Raw genomic sequence first — 18,152 nt, 5'->3', positions numbered from 1 at the left:
TGATGCTAACAGTCGACCCGGCCGGCACCCGGCGCGCCGGGGGAGCGCGCCCGGACGGGGATGCAGGAGAATCGTCCGGTGACCCGAGCGCTTCCGAACACCACGACCGACCGGTCGGCGGACTTCGTCGACGACGATGCCGCCGACGCGCGACGAGCGCCCCGCCTCGTCCTTGACGTCGGCACGGCTGCCGCGCTGGGTGTCGTGGCGGCCCTCGTGTCGTGGTGGCGCCTCCCCGAGGCGGCGAGGTCGACCCTCTGGGCGGAGGACGGCCCGATCTTCCTCTCGCAGCGGCTCGACCTGGGCCCCTGGGAGTCCCTCGTGACCCCCTACGCCGGCTATCAGCACCTCGGCGCGCGCCTGGCGACCGACCTGGCGGTTCTCGTGGGCGATCTCGGGGACGTGGCCCACGTGATCGCTGCGGTCTGCTGCGGGGTGGTCGGCCTCGTGACCGCGCTCGTCTTCGTCCTCAGTCGTCAGTACGTCGTGTCCTCGGCCGCCCGGGTGGCGATCGCCGCCGCGACCGTGCTCGCCCCGATCGCCCCGATCGAGGTGTCCGGCAACCTGGCCAACCTGCACTGGTACCTGCTCTGGCTCTTGTTCTGGGCGGTGCTGCACGTGCCGCGCACCTGGTGGGGCAGCGGCCTGCAGGCGGGCGTCGTCCTCGTCTGCGCGCTCACCGAGGTCCAGTCGCTCCTGCTGGTTCCCCTCGTCCTCGTCACCGTCCGGCACCGACGCTCGTGGCCGGTGTCCGGTGCCCTGCTCGTGGGGGTGGCGGTGCAGCTGTGGACCTCGTGGGCCTTCCCCCGTCCGGCGTCGACCTACCCCGCACCCGATCTGACCGACCTCGTCCTCAGCTTCCTGGCTCAGCCGGTCATGTCGACCTTCGTCGCGTCATCCGGAACGGCCTCCGACCTGCTCGTCGAGACGTCCTGGGGCATCGCGGTACTCGTGCTGGCGGGCATCGTCCTCTGCGCCGGCTGGGCCGCCGTGGCGGGGCGGCGTCGACGTCTCTGGCTGGTCCTGGGTCTCGTCGTCTACGCACCGCTCCTCTGGGCCGCCGGCATCGTCGCGAACGCGAGCGGGCTCACCGAATACGGTCTGAACGGCCCGGGCTGGCTGGCGACGTCCGGCTACCTGAGGTACGCGCTCGTGCCGTCGATGCTGCTCCTGACCGCCGTCGCCCTCGCCGCGGACGCGTTCCTCGCGCGGCGCCGCGCCGTGACGACGGTCGCGGGCGCCGTCCTCCTCGCCGCCTTCGCCGGGGCCGTCCTGTGGCACCCACAGCTCGACCACGTGCTCCGCAGCGACTACGGCCCGTGGCAGTCGAACTACGACCAGGTCGTCGACCAGTGCCGCAGCGGGGACGTCGTGCTCGACGACGGCAAGGCCCTCGTGCCGATCGCCCCGACCGGCTGGTTCGTGGCAGCCGACTGCTCGACGCTCGACGAGCGCGGATGAGGCCCTGGCGCAGCCGTGGAATGATGGACGCACCCTGCCGCCCCCGTACCGAAAGCCACCCGATCGCATGACCTCCTCCGCGCACACCGGCGCCGGCGCCCTCGTCGTCCTCCCCACCTACGACGAGGTCGAGAACCTCCCGCTCATCCTGGGGCGCCTGTTCGCCGCGGCCCCCGAGATCGACGTGCTCGTGGTCGACGACGGCAGCCCCGACGGCACCGGTGAGTTGGCCGAGACGATGGCCGCCACCGATCCCCGCATCCACGTGATGCACCGCACGGGCAAGCTCGGGCTCGGTTCCGCTTACGTCATGGGCTTCGGCTGGGGCCTCGAGCGGGGCTACGACGTCGTCGTCGAGATGGATGCCGACGGCTCGCACCCGCCCGAGAAGCTGCCCGAGATGATCGCCCTGGTCAGCGCGTCCGGCCCCGGCACGCCGAGCCTCGCGATCGGCTCGCGGTGGGTTCCCGGCGGCTCGGTCATCAACTGGCCGGTGTCGCGCCAGGTCCTGAGCCGCGGCGGCAACCTCTACGCCCGCCTGGCCCTCGGGTTGCAGCTCAAGGACGTCACCGCCGGTTTCCGGGCCTACACGCGTGAGGCCCTCGAGGCGATGGACCTCACGGGCATCGACTCGAAGGGGTACTGCTTCCAGGTCGACATGACCCTCCGCGTCCTCGACGGCGGGGGGCGCGTCGTCGAGGTGCCCATCGAGTTCCGCGAACGCGAGCTCGGCGAGTCCAAGATGAGCCAGGCCATCGTCGTCGAGGCCATGCTGCGCGTCACGCAGTGGGGCTTCCGACGCCGCCTGCAGACCCTGCTCGGCAACCGCCCCGGGCCGCGCTGGGTCGTCGAGGACTGAAGCGGCGCGCCGGGTCGCGACCGGCGACCGACGTCCGCGACGGCACCCGACCGAGCCGCGCCTCCTACCGGCGGTTCGCCTGCGGCAGCCGTGACCGCCACGACCGCTTGCGGGCGGCGATCGTCGCGATGGCGACGAAGGTCATCAGGGTTCCCTCGAACAACACGAAGCTCTCGGCGACGGCGGTGACCCCGATCAGCACCAGGACGAGCGCCGGCCAGACGTACGCCACGATCGGGTGACCCGACGCCGTGATCCAGCTGCGCACGAACGCCAGGGTGCCGGCCACGACGAGGAGCAACCCGCCGACCAGGCCCAGTTGCAGCCAGATGTCGAAGAACGCGTTGAGCCCCGTCTCGTGCGGTCGGCCGCTCGGCGCGATGATCGTCGAGTACGGGAAGATCCCGGTCGGCCACTGCCCGACGAAGCCCCACCCGACGATGTCGTGAACCGTGGCCAGTTCGCGGATGCGCGCCCAGAGCAGCGACCGCACCGACAGGTCGTTGGTCGCGTCCACCGCGTCCAGGAGGCGCGAGCGACCCGCGTAGGCCAGCGCACCACCCAGCACCACGATCACCGCGAAGACCGATTGCAGGAGCGACCGTCTCGACTCGGGGGCCCGGCGCAGCGCGTCGAGCGCCACTCCCGCCACGATCAGGACGATGACCGCGATCGCCGTCGCGGGGGAGCGGGCGAAACCGAGCGCCGTGAGGGCGAGCACGCCCGAGGCGACGGCCTGCCGCCGAGGGACCGACCGGGTGAGGAACTCGACGGCGAACGTGATGACCGCGAGCGTCGCCAGGAAGCCCAGGTAGTTGCGGGTGCCCGAGATGCCCTGGATCGGACCGCCCGCGGCGAGGTTGCCCTGGATTCCGAGGAACGCGATCGGTTGGTCGATCAGCAGCCCGCTCAGCACCTCGAGCGACAGCGACACGACGAGCAGGATGCGGAGCGCGTCCCCGAAGGCCCGCACCACCTGGACCAGGTCGCGGCCCAGGGCCAGGTACAGCCCGAGGGCGCCGAACCCGACCGCGTAGGCCACACCGCCGACGGTGACCCAGGTGTACTCGCTCCAGAAGACGCTGAGGGCCATGAAGCCGAACAGGGCGATGAGCGACACCGGCAGGATGCCGTGCCACTCGATGTGGTGTCGGCCACCGACCAGGGAGAGGGTCGCGAGCACCACGAGGGTGCCCAGGACGGCGAGCGAGCCCGGCCACCCCATCAGGGCGCGGACCGACTGGGTCGAGAACGCGTAGAGCACGATGGCGACCGAGAGTGCCTGCGAGAAGTGCCCGCCCGCCGAGAAGCCGATCCAGGCCGAGAGGTACCGGCGCAGGGGATCGCGGCTGCGGTCGAACCCGTGGCCGTGGCCGGACGTCACCGGTCGTGGCCCGTCCAGCCGAAGGGGTCGCGGCGCGTCACGAGCACGACGACCACGAACGTGGCCCAGCCCCACTCGACGATCAGCCGGGACTCGGTCAACCCATGGACGAGCAGGGCCGTCACGAGCAGCAAGGGCAACAGGTCGAGGGCCGACCACGGCGCCGCGACCCCGCGCGAGAGCATGCGGCGGTCGACGGCCCACCACCACGATCTCAGGACGACGCCGACGATCGTGAGCCCGAACAACGCGAGGCCGATCCAGCCCAGCTGGAACCAGACGTCGAGGTACGCGTCGTGCGCCTGCAGGTAGACCACGCCGTTGCGCTCGGCGAGGTCGGTGAACGGTTCGACGAACGGGAACCAGTAGCTGACCCAACCCCAGCCCACGACGGGGTGCTGGACGCCGAGGTCGTAGACGGCCGACCAGATGTCGGTGCGACCCGTCAGGTCGCCGCTCTTCCCCAGCAGCGCGAGCAGCGGGCCGCGGGCGAGGACGACCACCGTGACGGCCGCCAGCACGACGAGCGCCGCCACGCCGAAGACGGGACCCCGGCGGCCGGGCTCACGGCGTCGGGTCGCCACCACCAGCAGCGACACGAGGCCGACGGCCACCGCGACCACCGCGACGGTCGCCGACCGGGTCAGCACCAGCGCGAGCAGCGAGGTGACGAGACCGACCACCGCCGTGCCGCGACCGATGGACCGGTCCGCCGCCTGGACCGCCGTGACGATCAGGGCGAACAGGGCGATGATCGCGAAGATGTTGCTGTTGCCCTGCAGCCCCTGGATGCGACCGCCTTCGAAGAGCACGTCGCGCGACCAGAACCACGCCGCGGGCCGATCCGTGCAGTCCAGGTACACCGGGCAGACCGGCTGGCGGACGACGAGTCCGACGACGACCTCGAAGAGCAGGGAGGCCACGACGTGGATGCGCAAGGCCCGTCCGAGGGCGGTCACGATGGTCGGCCACGAGGCGACGACGGTGACCGCCAGGGCGCCCACGCTCGTCATCAGCGTGAGGACGATGCCGATCGCGGAGCCGGCGGGGTACTGCGACCACGCGATCGAGACGACCGCGAAGAGCAGGAAGAGCACGAGGAGGCGCGGGAGGGTCCGTACCCGGGGTGGATGCCGCACGACGAGGACGACGGCGGCGACGACCATCGCCACGCAGGCCGCCCCCCAGCCCCACCAGCCGGTGCCGTTGCGGAGGACGTCGCCACCGAACAACACGAGGAACGCCAGCGTCGCGAACGTCGTGGCTCCGCGCGTCGGCGCCGTCCGGGCGGGCCGCGCGGGCAACGTCGTGGTCATGGGCACCAGGCTAGACGACGGGGGAGGCGCGGAGGAGCGACCGGGGGCCGCCCCTCCCGGATCAGACGAACGCCGCCTGGCCCGTGATGCTGCGGCCCACGATGAGGGTGTTCATCTCGCGGGTGCCCTCGTAGCTGTACAGCGCCTCGGCGTCGGCGAAGAACCGGGCCACGTCGTACTCGAGCACGATGCCGTTGCCGCCCATGACCTCGCGGGCGTACCCCACCGTCTCGCGCATGCGGGCCGTGGTGAACGCCTTGGCGAGCGAGGCGTGCTCGTCGCGCTGGGTGCCCTCGTCGAGCATCTGCGAGCACCGCACCACCATGCCGATCGAGGCGGTGATGTTGCCGATGCACTTCACCAGCAGGTCCTGGATCAGCTGGTGCTTGGCGATGGGCTTGCCGAACTGCACGCGCTCGTTGGCGTACGCCAGGGCGGCCTCGTAGGCGCCGATCGAGTTGCCCACGGCCGCCCAGGCGACCTCGGCCCGCGTCAGGCGCAGCACGGCCGCCGTGCTGCGGAACGAATCGGCCTGCTGCAGTCGGTGGCTCTCGGGCACGCGCACGTCCTCGAGGGTGATGTCGGCGTTCTGGACGATGCGGAGGCTCTGCTTGTCCTCGATCTTGGTCGCCGTGTAGCCGGCGGTGTCGGTCGGGACGATGAAGCCCTTGACCTGGCCGTCCTCGGCGCTCTTGGCCCAGATGATCGTGATGTCGCTGAACGTGGCGTTGCCGATCCACCGCTTGGAGCCGTTCAGCACCCAGTCGTCGCCGTCGCGGGTGGCGATCGTGCGGAGTCCCTGGGCCGAGTCGGACCCCGACAGCGGTTCGGTCAGGCCGAAGGCGCCCACCAGGTCACCGCTCGCCATGCGGGGCAGCCACTCGGCACGCTGTTCGGGCGAGCCGCCGACGCCGATCGAGCCCATCGCGAGTCCGTTCTGCACGCCGACGAAGGTCGCGACGGACGCGTCCACGCGCGCGAGCTCGAGCGCGACCCAGCCGCGGAAGACGGCGGAGTTCTCGAACGGGCGCGTCTCCTCCCACGGCATGCCGAAGAGGCCCAGGCCGGCGAGGCCCTTCACGATCTCGTGCGGGAAGGTCGCGTCGGCCCAGTGGCGGTTCACCCCGGGCTTGACCTCGGTCTCGAGGTAGTGGCGAAGGTCGGCCAGGACGCCCTTCTCGCGGTCCGAGAGGAGGTCCTCGTAACCGTAGAAGTCGCTGACGAGGGAGGTGAACGAGGTGAGGGTCGCTGATGACATCCGTGCTCCATTGCTTCGTGTCGGGACGACAGGAGCCTAGGCAGCGCCCCAGCCGCCGCCAAGGGGTTGGTAGCTTTGATCAACGCCCCGGCGTCGTCGACCTCACCGCTTTGTAGGGGGCGACCAAGCACGACCTCCGACAAGCAGGTAAAGCCATGTTCCTCGCCATCACCAACACGCCCCGCGACTACGCCTGGGGCTCGACGACGGCCATCGCCGACCTGCTCGGTCGTCGACCGAGCGGCCGCCCCGAGGCCGAGCTGTGGCTCGGTGCGCACCCGGGTTCGCCGAGCGTCGTCGTCGCCCCGGCGGTCGTGGGTGGTGCCGACACCCTCGCCGACTGGTTCGCCGCCGAGCCGGGCAGGGCGCTCGGCCGCGACCGGGACCACCTGCCGTTCCTGCTGAAGTTGCTCGCGGCCGACGGCCCGCTGTCCATCCAGGCGCACCCCACCCCCGAGCAGGCCCGCGAGGGCTTCGCGCGCGAGGACGCCGCGGGCATCCCGCTCGACGCCCCCGAGCGCAACTACAAGGACTCCTCGGCCAAGCCCGAGATCATCGTGGCGTTGAGCGACACCTTCGACGCCCTCTGCGGGTTCCGCGAGCCGGCCCGGACCCTGGCCGACCTCGACCTCCTCGACGACGGCTCGGGGCGCCTCGACCTGCTCCGCCGACACCTGGCCGAGTCCCTGCGGTCGACCCTGGCCTTCCTCTTCCAGGGCGACGACGACTCGTCCGCGGCCATCGCGGCGGTGAGCGAACTCGCCGCCGCCCACCGGGCGGACGGCGCGGGCATCGCCACGGTCGTCGACCTGGCCGAGCGCTACCCCGGCGACCCCGGCGTGGTCGTCTCGCTGTTGCTCAACCGGGTGACGCTGCGTGCCGGGGAGGCGCTGTTCCTGCCCGCCGGCAACGTGCACGCCTACCTGGGCGGCTTCGGCGTCGAGCTCATGGCGCCCTCCGACAACGTGCTGCGCGGCGGCTTGACCCCCAAGCACGTGGACGTCCCCGAGCTGCTGAAGGTGCTCGACTTCGAACCACTGCCCGTCCCCCGTCTCGACCCGACCACGGTCGCCCGGGGGGTCGAGCGCTTCGCGCCTCCCGGCACGGGCTTCGCCATGCTGCGGGTCGACGCCGAGGGTCCGGGGGCCGTCGTCGAGATCGGCGGTCCGAGCATCGTCCTGGTCACCGCCGGAGAGGTCCACGTCAAGGGTCAGGACGGCACCATCCGGCTCGGTCGTGGCGAGTCCGCGTTCGTCACCCCCGACGAGGTCCGACTCGCGATGACCGGCGGCGGCACCGCCTACGTGGCGACGCCGGCCTGAGCCGGGCCGAGCGGCCGGGTGGAGCCGTCCGCTCCGCGTGACGTCCGGCTCCGCGCGCCCCACCCGGCGCTCGTGCTGGCACCCGTGACCCGTCGGGCACCCGATAGGTTGGCCCCATGTCATGGTTGGTCACCGGCGGTGCCGGGTACATCGGTTCTCACGTCGTCCGCGAGCTCACGGGGGCGGGCATCGACGCGGTCGTCCTGGACGACCTCTCGTCCGGCCTCGAGGCCTTCGTGCCCGCCGACGTCCCGTTCGTCCGGGGTTCCCTCCTCGACCGCGAGCTGATCGAGCAGACCATCGACCGGCACGGCGTGACCGGCGTCGTCCACGTCGCGGGCTACAAGTACGCCGGGGTCTCGGTCCAGCGGCCGTTGCACACCTACGACCAGAACGTCACGGGGACCGCCCGCCTCCTCGAGGCCATGTCGAGCCGGGGCGTCGACCGGATCGTGTTCTCGTCCAGCGCGGCCGTCTACGGCACGCCGCCGACCGAGCTCGTCACCGAGGACACGCCCAAGGCACCCGCGTCCCCCTACGGCGAGAGCAAGCTGATCGGCGAGTGGCTGCTGCGCGACCAGGGGGTGGCCGAAGGCCTGCGCCACACCAGCCTGCGCTACTTCAACGTCGTGGGTTCGGGTCGGCCCGACCTCTGGGACGCCAGCCCGCACAACCTCTTCCCGCTCGTCTTCGCCGCGCTCGCCGAGGGCCGCGTCCCGCGCATCAACGGCGACGACTACGACACCCCCGACGGGACGTGCGTCCGCGACTACGTCCACGTCGCCGACCTGGCGGTCTCGCACGTCGCGGCGGCCCGCCGACTGGACGCGGGCGAGCCGGTCGAGCCGGCCTACAACCTCGGTTCGGGCGGCGGCGTCTCGGTCGCCGAGATCATGACCGCGATGCGCGAGGGCACCGGCATCGACTTCACGCCCGAGATCGCCCCGCGTCGTCCCGGCGACCCCGACCGCATCGTCGCCGACGGCAGCCTGGCGGCGCGCGACCTCGACTGGGAGATGCGGCACACGCTGCTCGAGATGGTCACCAGCGCCTGGCAGGCCGCGCCTCGCGGTTGACCGTCCGCCACGTACCCGACATCACCCGTTCCCGTCGAAACGTCCCCCGACACGCCGGGGCTCCCTTGCCCCTGATCGGGGGGTGGAGGGTTTATTGGCCCTCGACTTGACGGATGGGTAATGACACCGGTGTAATTACCTTGTCGCGTACATTCACGGGCGATCGACACGAGGGGAGATGCGCTGTGGGCATCCACGAGAACCGCGCCGGCGTCCCGGACAACTGGCACGTCGACCCGATCCAGCTGGGCGTCCCCGGCATCGGATCGTCGTCGCGCACCATCGTCGCCGACGACGAGAACCAGCTGGCCTGGCAGGCGGACTCGCTCTGCGCCCAGACCGATCCCGAGGCGTTCTTCCCCGAGAAGGGCGGCTCCACGCGCGACGCCAAGAAGATCTGCGCCTCCTGCGACGTCCGGGCCCAGTGCCTCGAGTACGCCCTGCAGAACGACGAGCGCTTCGGCATCTGGGGCGGGCTGTCCGAGCGCGAGCGTCGCAAGCTCCGCAAGCGGGCCTGACCCGCGCCTCCTCGGCTTCCGACGGCATCGACCCCTCCGGGTCGGTGCCGTTCCGTCGTGATGGCCCGAGGCCGCGGGGACCAGGAGGCGCGGGTCGGCACGTCTCGCCCGTCGCGTCGGCGCGCCGAGCCGGTGCCCGCGCCGGTGCGACCTAGGCTGCACGAGTCATGCAGCCGAGAGTCACAGCGATCCTCGTCGCCCCTGGTGGAGCGACCTACCTCGACCGAACCCTCGACGGACTGTCGCGTCAGACGCGGCCCCCCGAGGCATTGGTGGTGGTCGACACGGGCGGCAAGGACTCGGCCGCGGGTCGGCTGTCGCTGAGCGGCGCCGCCCAGTTGGCCTCGCTTCCCGACGCGAAGACGTTCGGTGCCGCCGCCGCGCACGGCGTGCGACTCTCCGACCCGGGCGACGGAGATCCCGACGAGTGGGTCTGGCTGCTCGGGCACGACAACGCACCCGCGCCCGAGGCGCTCGAGCGCCTCATGACGACCGTCGAGGTGTCGCCCTCCGTCGCGGTCGCGGGCCCCAAGCTGATGCGGTGGGGCCAGCCCGGTGTCATCGCCGAGTTCGGCGAGACCGTCACCCGGTACGGCGCCTCGCTCGCCCGCGTCGAGAACGAACTCGACCAGGGCCAGCACGACGTCACGGACGACGTGCTCGGCGTCGCGGCGGGGGGCATGCTCGTCCGTCGCACGGTCTGGACCGCCCTGGGCGGCTTCGACCCCGCGCTGCCGCACGTCGACGCCGCACTCGACTTCTCGATCCGTGCCCGCCTCGCCGGTCACCGGGTGGTCCTCGTCCCCGACGCGAAGGTCGACAGTGCTGGGCCGCCGGAGGAGTTCGGCCACGGGCCCGTCGGGCACGCCCGCCGGGCGCGCCTGCACCGTGCCGCCCAACTGCACCGGCGCCTCGTCTACTCGGCGGCCGCCCTGTTGCCGCTGCACTGGCTCAGCCTGGTGCCGCTGGCGGTCGTGCGCAGCGTCTGGCACCTGCTCACCAAGAACCCGGGAGCCGTGGTGGGCGAGTTCGCCAGCGCGTTCCGGGCTGCCTTCGGCGGCTCGCACGTGCGATCGGCTCGTCGGGCCCTCGCCCGGACCAAGAGCGTCGGCTGGAGCTCGGTGGAGCCCTTGCGCGCGTCCCGCGCGATGCTCCGAGAACGACGGGTCACCGAACGTGACGCACAGGTCGCCGGCGTCGAGGACGCACCCGACCCCCGGGCGAGCTTCGTCCACTCGGGCGGCCTCTGGGTCGTGCTGGTCGCCGCCGTCGTCGGTGTGGTGGCGTTCCTGCCGCTGCTCGGCAACCCGGCCGTCACGGGTGGGGGACTCCTGCCGCTCAGCACCTCGGTGGGTCAGCTCTGGTCGTCGGTGGGCTACGGCTGGCGCGAGATCGGCACCGGGTTCCTCGGCCCCTCGGACCCGTTCGCCGCGCTCGTCGCGGTCCTCGGCAGCCTGACGCCCTGGTCGCCGTCGACCGCGGTCCTCGGGGTCTACCTCGTGGCCCTGCCGCTCTCCGCGCTGGGCGCGTGGTTCGCCACCCGCCGCGTGACCCGCCGCACCTGGGTGCCGGCCGTCGCCGCGGCGCTCTACGCCCTCTCGTCCCCGCTGCTCTCGGGTCTGCAGTCCGGTCACCTCGGTGCCGTCCTCGCGCACGTGGCGCTGCCGTTCCTCGTCTGGGCCATGATCGGGGCCGCGAGGTCGTGGACGGCCGGGGCCACCGCCTCCTTGCTGTTCGCCGTCGTCGCGGCGGCCGCTCCTCGCTCGTGCCGGCCCTCCTCGTCGGTTGGCTCGGGTCGATCGTCAGCCGCCCCCGCGGCACCCATCGCCTCGTGGCGGTGCCGCTGCCCGCGCTGGCCCTCTTCGCGCCCCTCGTCGTCGCCCAGCTGCAGCGGGGCACCTGGTGGGCCGTGTTCGCCGACCCCGGGGTCCCCACGAGGTCGGACCCGGCCTCACCGCTGCAGCTGCTGCTCACGTCCCCCGAGACGGGCCTCAACGGCTGGACGGCACTGATCGCCGGGACGGGTTTCTCGTCCGCCACGCTCGCCGTCCTGGTCGCCGTCGCGATCGCCCCGCTGGCGCTGCTCGCCGTTGCCTCGCCGTTCGTCGGCTCGCAGCGCCGCGCGGTCCCCGCCCTGTCGCTCGCCCTGCTCGGCTACCTGACGGCCGTCGCCGCGACCCACGTGTCCGTCACGGGCGTCGGCAGCGACACGACCACGATCTGGGCCGGCAGCGGACTGAGCCTCTACCTGTTGGGGCTCGTCGGCGCCGCGGCCGTGACCCTCGACCGGCTGCCCCGCGTCGCCCCGCCGGTCGGCACCCTGGTCGCCGTGCTGGCGGTCGCCGCAGCGGCCCCCACCGTGATCGCGTCGTTCGGCCCCGTGGCCGACGTCCGTCCGAGCTCGGGGCGCATCCTGTCGGCCTACGTCACCGCCGAGGCCGAGGCGACACCCGACGTCGGGACGCTGGTCCTCACGCCCCAGTCGGACGGCTCGCTCGCCGTGTCCCTCGAGCACGGTCAAGGAGCGACGCTCGACGACCAGTCGACGCTCGACTCGACCGCCCCACGCCTCACCTCGGTCAACGAGGACCTCACCGTACTGGCCGGCAACCTCGTCAGCCGCAGCGGTTTCGACCCGACCGACGACCTGCGTCGACTGGGCGTCGGGTTCGTGTTGCTGACGGCCACCGACGACGACGGCGACGCCGACCGACTCGGCCAGCGTGCGGGCGAGGCGCTCGACGCCGACGCCGACTTCCTGCCGGTGGGCGACACGTCCAACGGCCTCCTCTGGCGTTACGTGGAGGCGCAGGACGAGCGCGAGGCGCGTCCGGCTGCGGGACCGCTGCGACCGATCGTCCTGATCAGCTGGGGACTCGTCTTCGGTTCCGCCCTGTTGCTCGCCATCCCGACGTCGCCGCGACGACGTCGATCCCGGGCCGGGACGCCCGAGGCCGAGCAGCCCGCCACGACCTTCGACGAGGAGCGAGATGAATAAGCGATCGGTCTTCTCCACGACGGGACGCGTCGCGGTCGGCGTCGTCGGTCTGGCCGTCGCCGCCGCGGTCGTCGGCGGTGCCACGGTCGTCCGCCTCCCCTCCTTCGAGACGGTGCCGGCGGGGCAGCTCGTGACGCCCGTGCCCGTCGACCAGCAGCGGGTCTGCACCGGTGCCCTGTTGCAGCTCTCGGACGCCGAGGGGCAGCAGGCCACGACCGCCAGTTCGGTGGGTCGAGCGGCCGTGGCCCGGAAATCGAGCGAGGGCGACGTCGACGTCGACGAGCTCGCCGGTGCCGACGGCAGCGACTCGCGACCGTCCGTGGTCACGGCACCCGTCGAGGGCACCGACGTGCCCCTCGTCGCGGCCGCCCAGAGCCAATCGGTCGACGAGGGCGACCTGCGCGGCTTCGCCTCGGCACCCTGCACCGAGCCCACCAGCTCGACCTGGCTGATCGGCGGCTCGACCGAGACGGGACGCGTGTCGCTCATCAGCCTCGTCAACCCCAGCGACGTCAACGCCACCGTCGACCTCGACATCCGTTCCGAGACCGGCGAGGTGCAGGGCCCCGGAATCGACGGGATCGTCGTCGCGCCCCGCAGCCAGAAAGTGGTCCCGCTCTCGGGCTTCGCGACCGGACTCGTCTCGCCGGCCGTCCACGTGTCGAGTCGCGGCGGGCAGATCGTCGCCACGCTCCAGCAGAGCGTCGTCCGCACCCTCGAACCGGGTGGGGTGGACATCGTGACCGGCTCGGCCGCGCCGTCTCGCGAGTCGGTCGTCACGGGGATCGTCGTCCGCGACTCCGCCAACCTCGAGGGAGCACTCGCCGACCCGTCGTCCTCCGACCTCCAGTCGGTGCTGCGCGTCCTCGTCCCGGGCCAGGGTCCCTCGCAGCTGAGCGTCTCGTTGGCCACCGACGACGGCACCGGCACCTCGTTCGAGACCCGGGTCGAAGGCGGGCGCGTCACCGACGTCCCGATCGACGGGCTCGAGGACGGCGTCTACACGGCCACCGTCCGGTCGTCGACGGCCGTGGCCGTGGCCGCCCGGACCTCCACGGTCGCCGCGGACGCGGGAGGCGTCGACCTCAGCTGGGCCGCCTCGTCGCCCGGTCTCTCCGGTGACACCGAGGTGGTCGTGCCCGACGGTGAGGGCGGACGCCTCTGGCTCGCCAACCCGGGCCAGGACGCCGTCACGGCCGAGGTCACGGTGGGCGACGGCGACGAGCGGGACGTCGAGGTACCCGGTGGGTCCACGGTCGGGGTCGACGTGCAACGGGGCGACGCCGTCCGGCTCGGGAACGCCGACGACCTGCGCGCGGGCGTCAGCTTCTCGGCCCCCGGAGCCGTCGCCGCCTGGCCGGTGACCTCGCCGCTGCCGGCGTCCACCCCGGTGACCGTGTACCCCTGACGTCGCGGGCACACGCCCCGACGACCCCGTCGCGCGTCAGCCGTCGCGCCAGCGGTCGGGAGCGAGCTCCCACGGGTCCTTGCCGAGGAGGTCCGCGACGGCCCGGAACACGTAGCCCTCGACGAGCACCCGGTGGTTCCATTCGTCCTCGGCGGCCCCCCGCCGGTCGTGCGAGGGGGCGAGCCGTTCGATCGGCAGGCGGTACAGCACGACGCGGCCGGCGGCCCGGTCGACCGACCACCGTTCGACCCGGGTGCGGTCCGGTTCGGCGGGGAGGCCGGCGACCTCGAACGACGTATCGGCGAGCTCGTCGGGCCACGCCTCGCGGAGGTAGTCGGCGGTGGCGGCGACGATGTCGTCGAAGAGGTCGACCCTCGTCCGCAGGAAGGGCAGGTGAGGCCCGGCGGCGGACGACCGCAGCCCGCGACCATGGCGGTCACGCCGACGGGAACGGTCGGTGACGCGTGCGCGGCGGGGCCTGCTCATCAGCCCATCGTAGGCCCGCCCAGGAGGCGCGGGTCGGCCCCGAGGACCCTCGCGATAGTCTGTCGGGCAGATGAACGGTCGACCCTGCAGCAAGGTGACGTGCCACGACGAGGCCGTCGCGACGCTGACCTACGTGTACGCCGACTCGATGGTCGTGGTCGGGCCCTTGAGCGACCGCGTCGAGCCGCACGGCTACGACCTGTGCGCCCGCCACGCGGGCTCGTTGTCGGTCCCGCAGGGCTGGGAGGTCCTGCGCCGGGTAGTTTTGGGCCATGACCTCTGAGAACGCCCCCGTCGACCTGACCGCCTTCGTCAAGACCTACGACGTCCGTGGACTGGTGGGCACCCAGCTCACCGACGAGGTGGTCGAGGCGTTCGGTGCGGCCTTCGCCGACGAGATCGACGGCGCCGGCCACGACCTGGTCGTGGGTCACGACATGCGCGACTCCTCGCCGGGTTTCGCCGAGGCCTTCGCCCGCGGGGCCCGGGCCCGGGGCGCGAACGTGGTCGCCCTCGGCCTGTGCTCGACCGACGAGTCGTACTTCGCCTCCGGCTCGCTCGACGCCCCGGCGGCCATGTTCACCGCGAGCCACAACCCGGCCACCTACAACGGCATCAAGATGAGCAGGGCGGGCGCCCAGGGCATCAGCCTCGACACGGGGCTGTCCTCGATCCGTGACCGCGCCTCCTCGTTCCTGGCCGACGGCATCGAGGCCGTCGCCGAGCCGGGCGCCGTGCGGGAGCACGACGCGTTGCCGGGCTACGCCGCGTACCTCCGCGGTCTCGTGGACCTCGCGGGCATCCGGCCCATCAAGGTCGTCGTCGACGCCGGCAACGGCATGGGCGGGCTCACCGTCCCGGCCGTGCTGGGCGAGGCCGCCGGGCTGCCTGAGCTGCCGATCGAGATCGTCCCGCTGTACTTCGAACTCGACGGCACCTTCCCGAACCACGAGGCCAACCCCCTCGACCCGGCCAACCTCGTCGACCTGCAGAAGGCCGTCCTCGAGCACGGGGCCGACCTGGGCCTCGCGTTCGACGGCGACGCCGACCGCTGCTTCGTCGTCGACGAGAAGGGTGACGCCGTGACCCCGTCGGCCGTGGCGGCGATCGTCGCCGTCCGCGAGATCGCGCGCGTCCGGGCCGCCGAGCCCGACGTCGAGATCTCGGTGATCCACAACCTCATCACGTCCCGCGCGGTGCCCGAGGCCATCGAGGCGGCCGGCGCGACGCCGGTGCGCACCCGCGTCGGCCACTCGCTCATCAAGGACGAGATGCGGGCGACCGGGGCGATCTTCGGGGGCGAGCACTCGGCGCACTACTACTTCCGCGACTTCTGGAGCGCCGACAACGGCATGTTGGCCGCCATGCACGTCCTGGCCGAGTTCGGGTCGCAGGCCGAGCCCCTCTCGACCCTGACCGACCGGTACACGCCCTACGCGGCGAGCGGCGAGATCAACTCGACCGTCACCGACGTGCCGGCGGCGTACGCCCGCATCGTCGAGGCCTACACCGGGGTCGGCGAGTTCGACGAGCTCGACGGCCTCACGGTCAGTGGTTCGTCCGACGACGGGTTCTGGTGGTTCAACGTCCGGCCGTCGAACACCGAGCCGCTGCTGCGCCTCAACGCCGAGGCGGCGACGCCCGCCGGCATGGAGCGCGTCCGCGACGACGTGCTCGGGCTGATCCGCGGCTGACGGTCGGCCGGGTGCGGCCGGGCGGGCGGAGCGGTTACCCCCTGGGGGTATCCTGGCGGGACCGGTCGACACGGCGTGACCGGACGACACACGAGGAGGCGCGGGTGGCGCAGCAGGGTGAGCACGCGACGGCGACGCACGTCGGCTACAGCGGCGACAAGGAACAGATCGTCAAGCGCCTCCGCCGCGCCGAGGGCCAGGTCCGGGGCATCCAGCGCATGGTCGAGGACGACACGTACTGCATCGACGTCCTGACGCAGGTCAGTGCGGCGACCCGTGCCCTCGAGACCGTGGCGCTCCAGTTGCTCGAGGACCACCTCGCCCACTGCGTCGCCCAGGCGGCCCGAGAGGGAGGCGACGTCGCGGACGCCAAGGTCCGCGAGGCCTCGGCGGCGATCGCGAGGCTCGTCCGGTCCTGACGCGGAGGCCGGGGCCGGCGGCGACGCGGGTCAGCGCCGGGGAAGCCCCGGACCGTCTCGGTCAGCGCCGGGGTGAGGCGGTCGAGCAACGCGGACTCGCGAGCGAGGGCGGCGGACTCACGCCGACGCCGGAGCGCCGAGACGCCGGCCAGGAGGAACTCCGGGTCGCCGGACGGCACGGGCGAGACGTAGGGCATGGTCTCGGCCGCCAACTCGTCGGCGACGCGTCGCCGACTGGCCGGGGAGAGCTGCGGCGCCTGCTGCAGGAACGACGCGATGCGACGGGCCAGGCCGTCGGGCAGGCGCCCGACGTCCGCGATCTCGGCCCACCCCTGCAGGTGCGCCGGCACGCCGTAGACCACGTGAGCGGCCTTGGGCACGCGTTCGTTGCGACTGTACGTGCCGGCCATGAGGTCGCCGAGACGCCGCGACGAGCCGTTCAGCAGGGCGACGACGACGGCCAGGCCGCCACTGGTGAACACGATCTCGAGCAGCCCCACCAGCGCTCGGGTGAGGGCGTGGCGCAGGCCGATCGCCCCTCCGTCGGTGCGGACGATGCGCGCGCCCACGGCGAGTCTGCCCAGGGACCGCCCGTGGCTCGCGGTCTCGACCACCGTCGGCACGACGATGAAGCAGATGGCGATCGACGCCACGAGGAACGCCTGTGACAGGGCGTCGTCGAGCACCCCGCCGTCGTTCAGCAACGAGACGAGCACCAACGCACCGACGAGCAGCAGGGCGTAGGCCAGGTAGTCGATGAGCACCCCGGCCGCGCGCAACACGAAGCTCGTCGGTCGGAGGTCGAGAGCGACCGCCTCGCCCGTGACCAGTTCGTCCCCACCCGCCGTGAAGGCCTCGACCTGGTCGGGTCGCAGCACCACCGGGGAGGCGCCTCGTGCCTTCGTGCGGGACATGCCTAGTATCTAAGCAGAATGGACATCGACGCCTACGCCGCCGCTCACGGCCACGACTGGGCCGAGCTCGAGCGCCTCGCCCGGCGCGGGCGACTGAGCGGGCCCGAGGCAGACGAGCTCGTCCGCCTGTACCAGTCGGGGGCCGGGCAACTGTCGGCGCTGAAGACCGCCACCGGCGACTCGGTCGTGGCCGACCGGCTCTCCATGACCCTGTCGCGAGCACGCCTGCGGTTCACGGGGGCGGGTCGCAACCTGTTCAGCCAATTGCCGACCTTCTTCGTCGTGCAGCTGCCAGCCGCCCTCTACCGCGTGCGGTGGCTGTCGCTCGTGTTGACGCTCGTGACGGTGGTCGTCGCGGCCGTGTTCGCGACCTGGGCCGCGAACACACCCGCGCTGCTGGCCTCGTTCGGCAGCGAGGAGTTCCGCCGGCAGTTCGCCGAGCAGGACTTCGTGAACTACTACTCCGAGAGCGCCTCGACGTCGTTCACCGGCCAGGTGTGGACGAACAACGCCTACATCGCCGCGCAGTGCGTGGCGTTCGGCATCACCGGGGTCTGGGTTCCCTACGCGATCCTCAGCAACGCCATGAACGTCGGGATCTCGGCCGGGCTCATGGCCGACCAGGGGCGGCTGGACCAGTTCTTCCTGTACATCGCTCCGCACGGTCAGCTCGAGCTCTACAGCATCTTCGTCGCCGGGGCCGCCGGTCTGATGATCTTCTGGTCCTGGGTGGCACCCGGTGCCCGCACCCGGGGGCAGGCGTTGGCCCAGGACGGACGCGCGCTCGTGACCATCGCGGTCGGGTTGATGCTCTCGTTGTTGGTCTCGGGCGTCATCGAGGGGTTCGTCACCCGGCAGGCCTGGCCCTGGCCGATCAAGATCGGCATCGGCACCGTGGCCCTCCTGGGGTTCCTGGCCTATCAGTGGCTGCTCGGCGGACGGGCCCACCGGGCGGGACAGACCGGCGACCTCGACGAGTTCGAGGCCGGGGCCACACAACTCGTGGCCGACTGATCCCGCGTCGTCGGCCACCGAGCCT

15 protein-coding genes and 1 pseudogene are annotated in these 18,152 nt (G+C 72.3%); 11 read left to right on the top strand and 5 right to left on the bottom strand.

What is annotated here, in order from left to right; all coding sequences use genetic code 11:
* Nucleotides 1-78 precede the first annotated feature (78 nt).
* Nucleotides 79-1,461 carry a hypothetical protein gene (locus OVA02_RS14245; RefSeq protein ID WP_056046325.1) on the top strand — a complete coding sequence of 461 codons (1,383 nt, stop codon included), beginning with the start codon at nucleotides 79-81 and terminating at the stop codon, nucleotides 1,459-1,461.
* A gap of 67 nt (nucleotides 1,462-1,528) precedes the next feature.
* Entirely contained in the window at nucleotides 1,529-2,320 is a 792-nt protein-coding gene (locus OVA02_RS14240) for a polyprenol monophosphomannose synthase (RefSeq protein WP_056046323.1), read from the top strand.
* A gap of 64 nt (nucleotides 2,321-2,384) precedes the next feature.
* Here the strand turns inward: OVA02_RS14240 and OVA02_RS14235 are convergent, their stop codons facing one another.
* From OVA02_RS14235 to OVA02_RS14225, 3 genes are all read right to left on the bottom strand, one after another.
* A complete protein-coding gene (locus tag OVA02_RS14235) occupies nucleotides 2,385-3,704 on the bottom strand; it encodes a hypothetical protein (protein WP_056046321.1) in 1,320 nt (439 codons plus the stop codon).
* Nucleotides 3,701-5,020, bottom strand: coding sequence for an O-antigen ligase family protein (locus OVA02_RS14230; protein WP_056046320.1), 1,320 nt, complete (start codon nucleotides 5,018-5,020; stop codon nucleotides 3,701-3,703). Before OVA02_RS14230 ends, OVA02_RS14235 begins: the two co-directional genes overlap by 4 nt.
* A 61-nt stretch (nucleotides 5,021-5,081) precedes the next feature.
* Nucleotides 5,082-6,278, bottom strand: a complete 1,197-nt coding sequence (locus OVA02_RS14225; protein ID WP_056046317.1) for an acyl-CoA dehydrogenase family protein — start codon at nucleotides 6,276-6,278, stop codon at nucleotides 5,082-5,084.
* Between the two features lie 155 nt (nucleotides 6,279-6,433).
* On the opposite strand from OVA02_RS14225, the gene manA reads away from it, so the two are divergent.
* The 5 genes from manA to OVA02_RS14200 all read left to right on the top strand — a co-directional run bounded on the left by manA (nucleotide 6,434) and on the right by OVA02_RS14200 (nucleotide 13,600).
* Nucleotides 6,434-7,600 carry a mannose-6-phosphate isomerase, class I gene (manA, locus tag OVA02_RS14220; RefSeq protein ID WP_056046315.1) on the top strand — a complete coding sequence of 389 codons (1,167 nt, stop codon included), beginning with the start codon at nucleotides 6,434-6,436 and terminating at the stop codon, nucleotides 7,598-7,600.
* A 116-nt stretch (nucleotides 7,601-7,716) separates the two neighbouring features.
* Nucleotides 7,717-8,676 carry a UDP-glucose 4-epimerase GalE gene (gene galE, locus OVA02_RS14215; RefSeq protein WP_056046313.1) on the top strand — a complete coding sequence of 320 codons (960 nt, stop codon included), beginning with the start codon at nucleotides 7,717-7,719 and terminating at the stop codon, nucleotides 8,674-8,676.
* 185 nt (nucleotides 8,677-8,861) lie between these two features.
* Nucleotides 8,862-9,194, top strand: coding sequence for a WhiB family transcriptional regulator (locus tag OVA02_RS14210; RefSeq protein ID WP_200922579.1), 333 nt, complete (start codon nucleotides 8,862-8,864; stop codon nucleotides 9,192-9,194).
* Between the two features lie 167 nt (nucleotides 9,195-9,361).
* Entirely contained in the window at nucleotides 9,362-11,206 is a 1,845-nt protein-coding gene (locus OVA02_RS14205) for a glycosyltransferase family 2 protein (protein WP_267658721.1), read from the top strand.
* Between the two features lie 978 nt (nucleotides 11,207-12,184).
* Nucleotides 12,185-13,600 carry a DUF5719 family protein gene (locus OVA02_RS14200; protein WP_267658720.1) on the top strand — a complete coding sequence of 472 codons (1,416 nt, stop codon included), beginning with the start codon at nucleotides 12,185-12,187 and terminating at the stop codon, nucleotides 13,598-13,600.
* Nucleotides 13,601-13,636: 36 nt separating this feature from the next.
* Here the strand turns inward: OVA02_RS14200 and OVA02_RS14195 are convergent, their stop codons facing one another.
* Nucleotides 13,637-14,086: a metallopeptidase family protein gene (locus OVA02_RS14195; protein WP_056046308.1), complete on the bottom strand. Its 450-nt coding sequence runs from the start codon at nucleotides 14,084-14,086 to the stop codon at nucleotides 13,637-13,639.
* Between the two features lie 70 nt (nucleotides 14,087-14,156).
* Here OVA02_RS14195 and OVA02_RS14190 point away from each other — a divergent pair, with 70 nt between their 5' ends.
* From OVA02_RS14190 to OVA02_RS14180, 3 genes are all read left to right on the top strand, one after another.
* Nucleotides 14,157-14,369 carry a DUF3499 family protein gene (locus OVA02_RS14190; protein ID WP_056046306.1) on the top strand — a complete coding sequence of 71 codons (213 nt, stop codon included), beginning with the start codon at nucleotides 14,157-14,159 and terminating at the stop codon, nucleotides 14,367-14,369.
* Nucleotides 14,359-15,780: a phosphomannomutase/phosphoglucomutase gene (locus tag OVA02_RS14185; protein ID WP_056046304.1), complete on the top strand. Its 1,422-nt coding sequence runs from the start codon at nucleotides 14,359-14,361 to the stop codon at nucleotides 15,778-15,780. The genes OVA02_RS14190 and OVA02_RS14185 overlap by 11 nt, the downstream gene beginning before the upstream one ends.
* 167 nt (nucleotides 15,781-15,947) lie before the next feature.
* Complete coding sequence (locus OVA02_RS14180; protein WP_233568399.1) at nucleotides 15,948-16,199, top strand: metal-sensitive transcriptional regulator; 252 nt, start codon at nucleotides 15,948-15,950, stop codon at nucleotides 16,197-16,199.
* Between the two features lie 413 nt (nucleotides 16,200-16,612).
* Here OVA02_RS14180 and OVA02_RS14175 read toward each other — a convergent pair.
* A pseudogene (locus tag OVA02_RS14175) lies at nucleotides 16,613-17,113 on the bottom strand (RDD family protein); the annotation flags it as partial.
* An 18-nt stretch (nucleotides 17,114-17,131) separates the two neighbouring features.
* Between OVA02_RS14175 and OVA02_RS14170 the strand changes: the two are divergent.
* Entirely contained in the window at nucleotides 17,132-18,127 is a 996-nt protein-coding gene (locus OVA02_RS14170; protein WP_056046300.1) for a stage II sporulation protein M, read from the top strand.
* The last annotated feature ends 25 nt before the right edge of the window (nucleotides 18,128-18,152 follow it).

This window comes from Frigoribacterium sp. SL97 (assembly GCF_026625765.1).
Lineage (GTDB): Bacteria > Actinomycetota > Actinomycetes > Actinomycetales > Microbacteriaceae > Frigoribacterium.
This window is presented reverse-complemented; position numbering and strand designations above follow the sequence as displayed.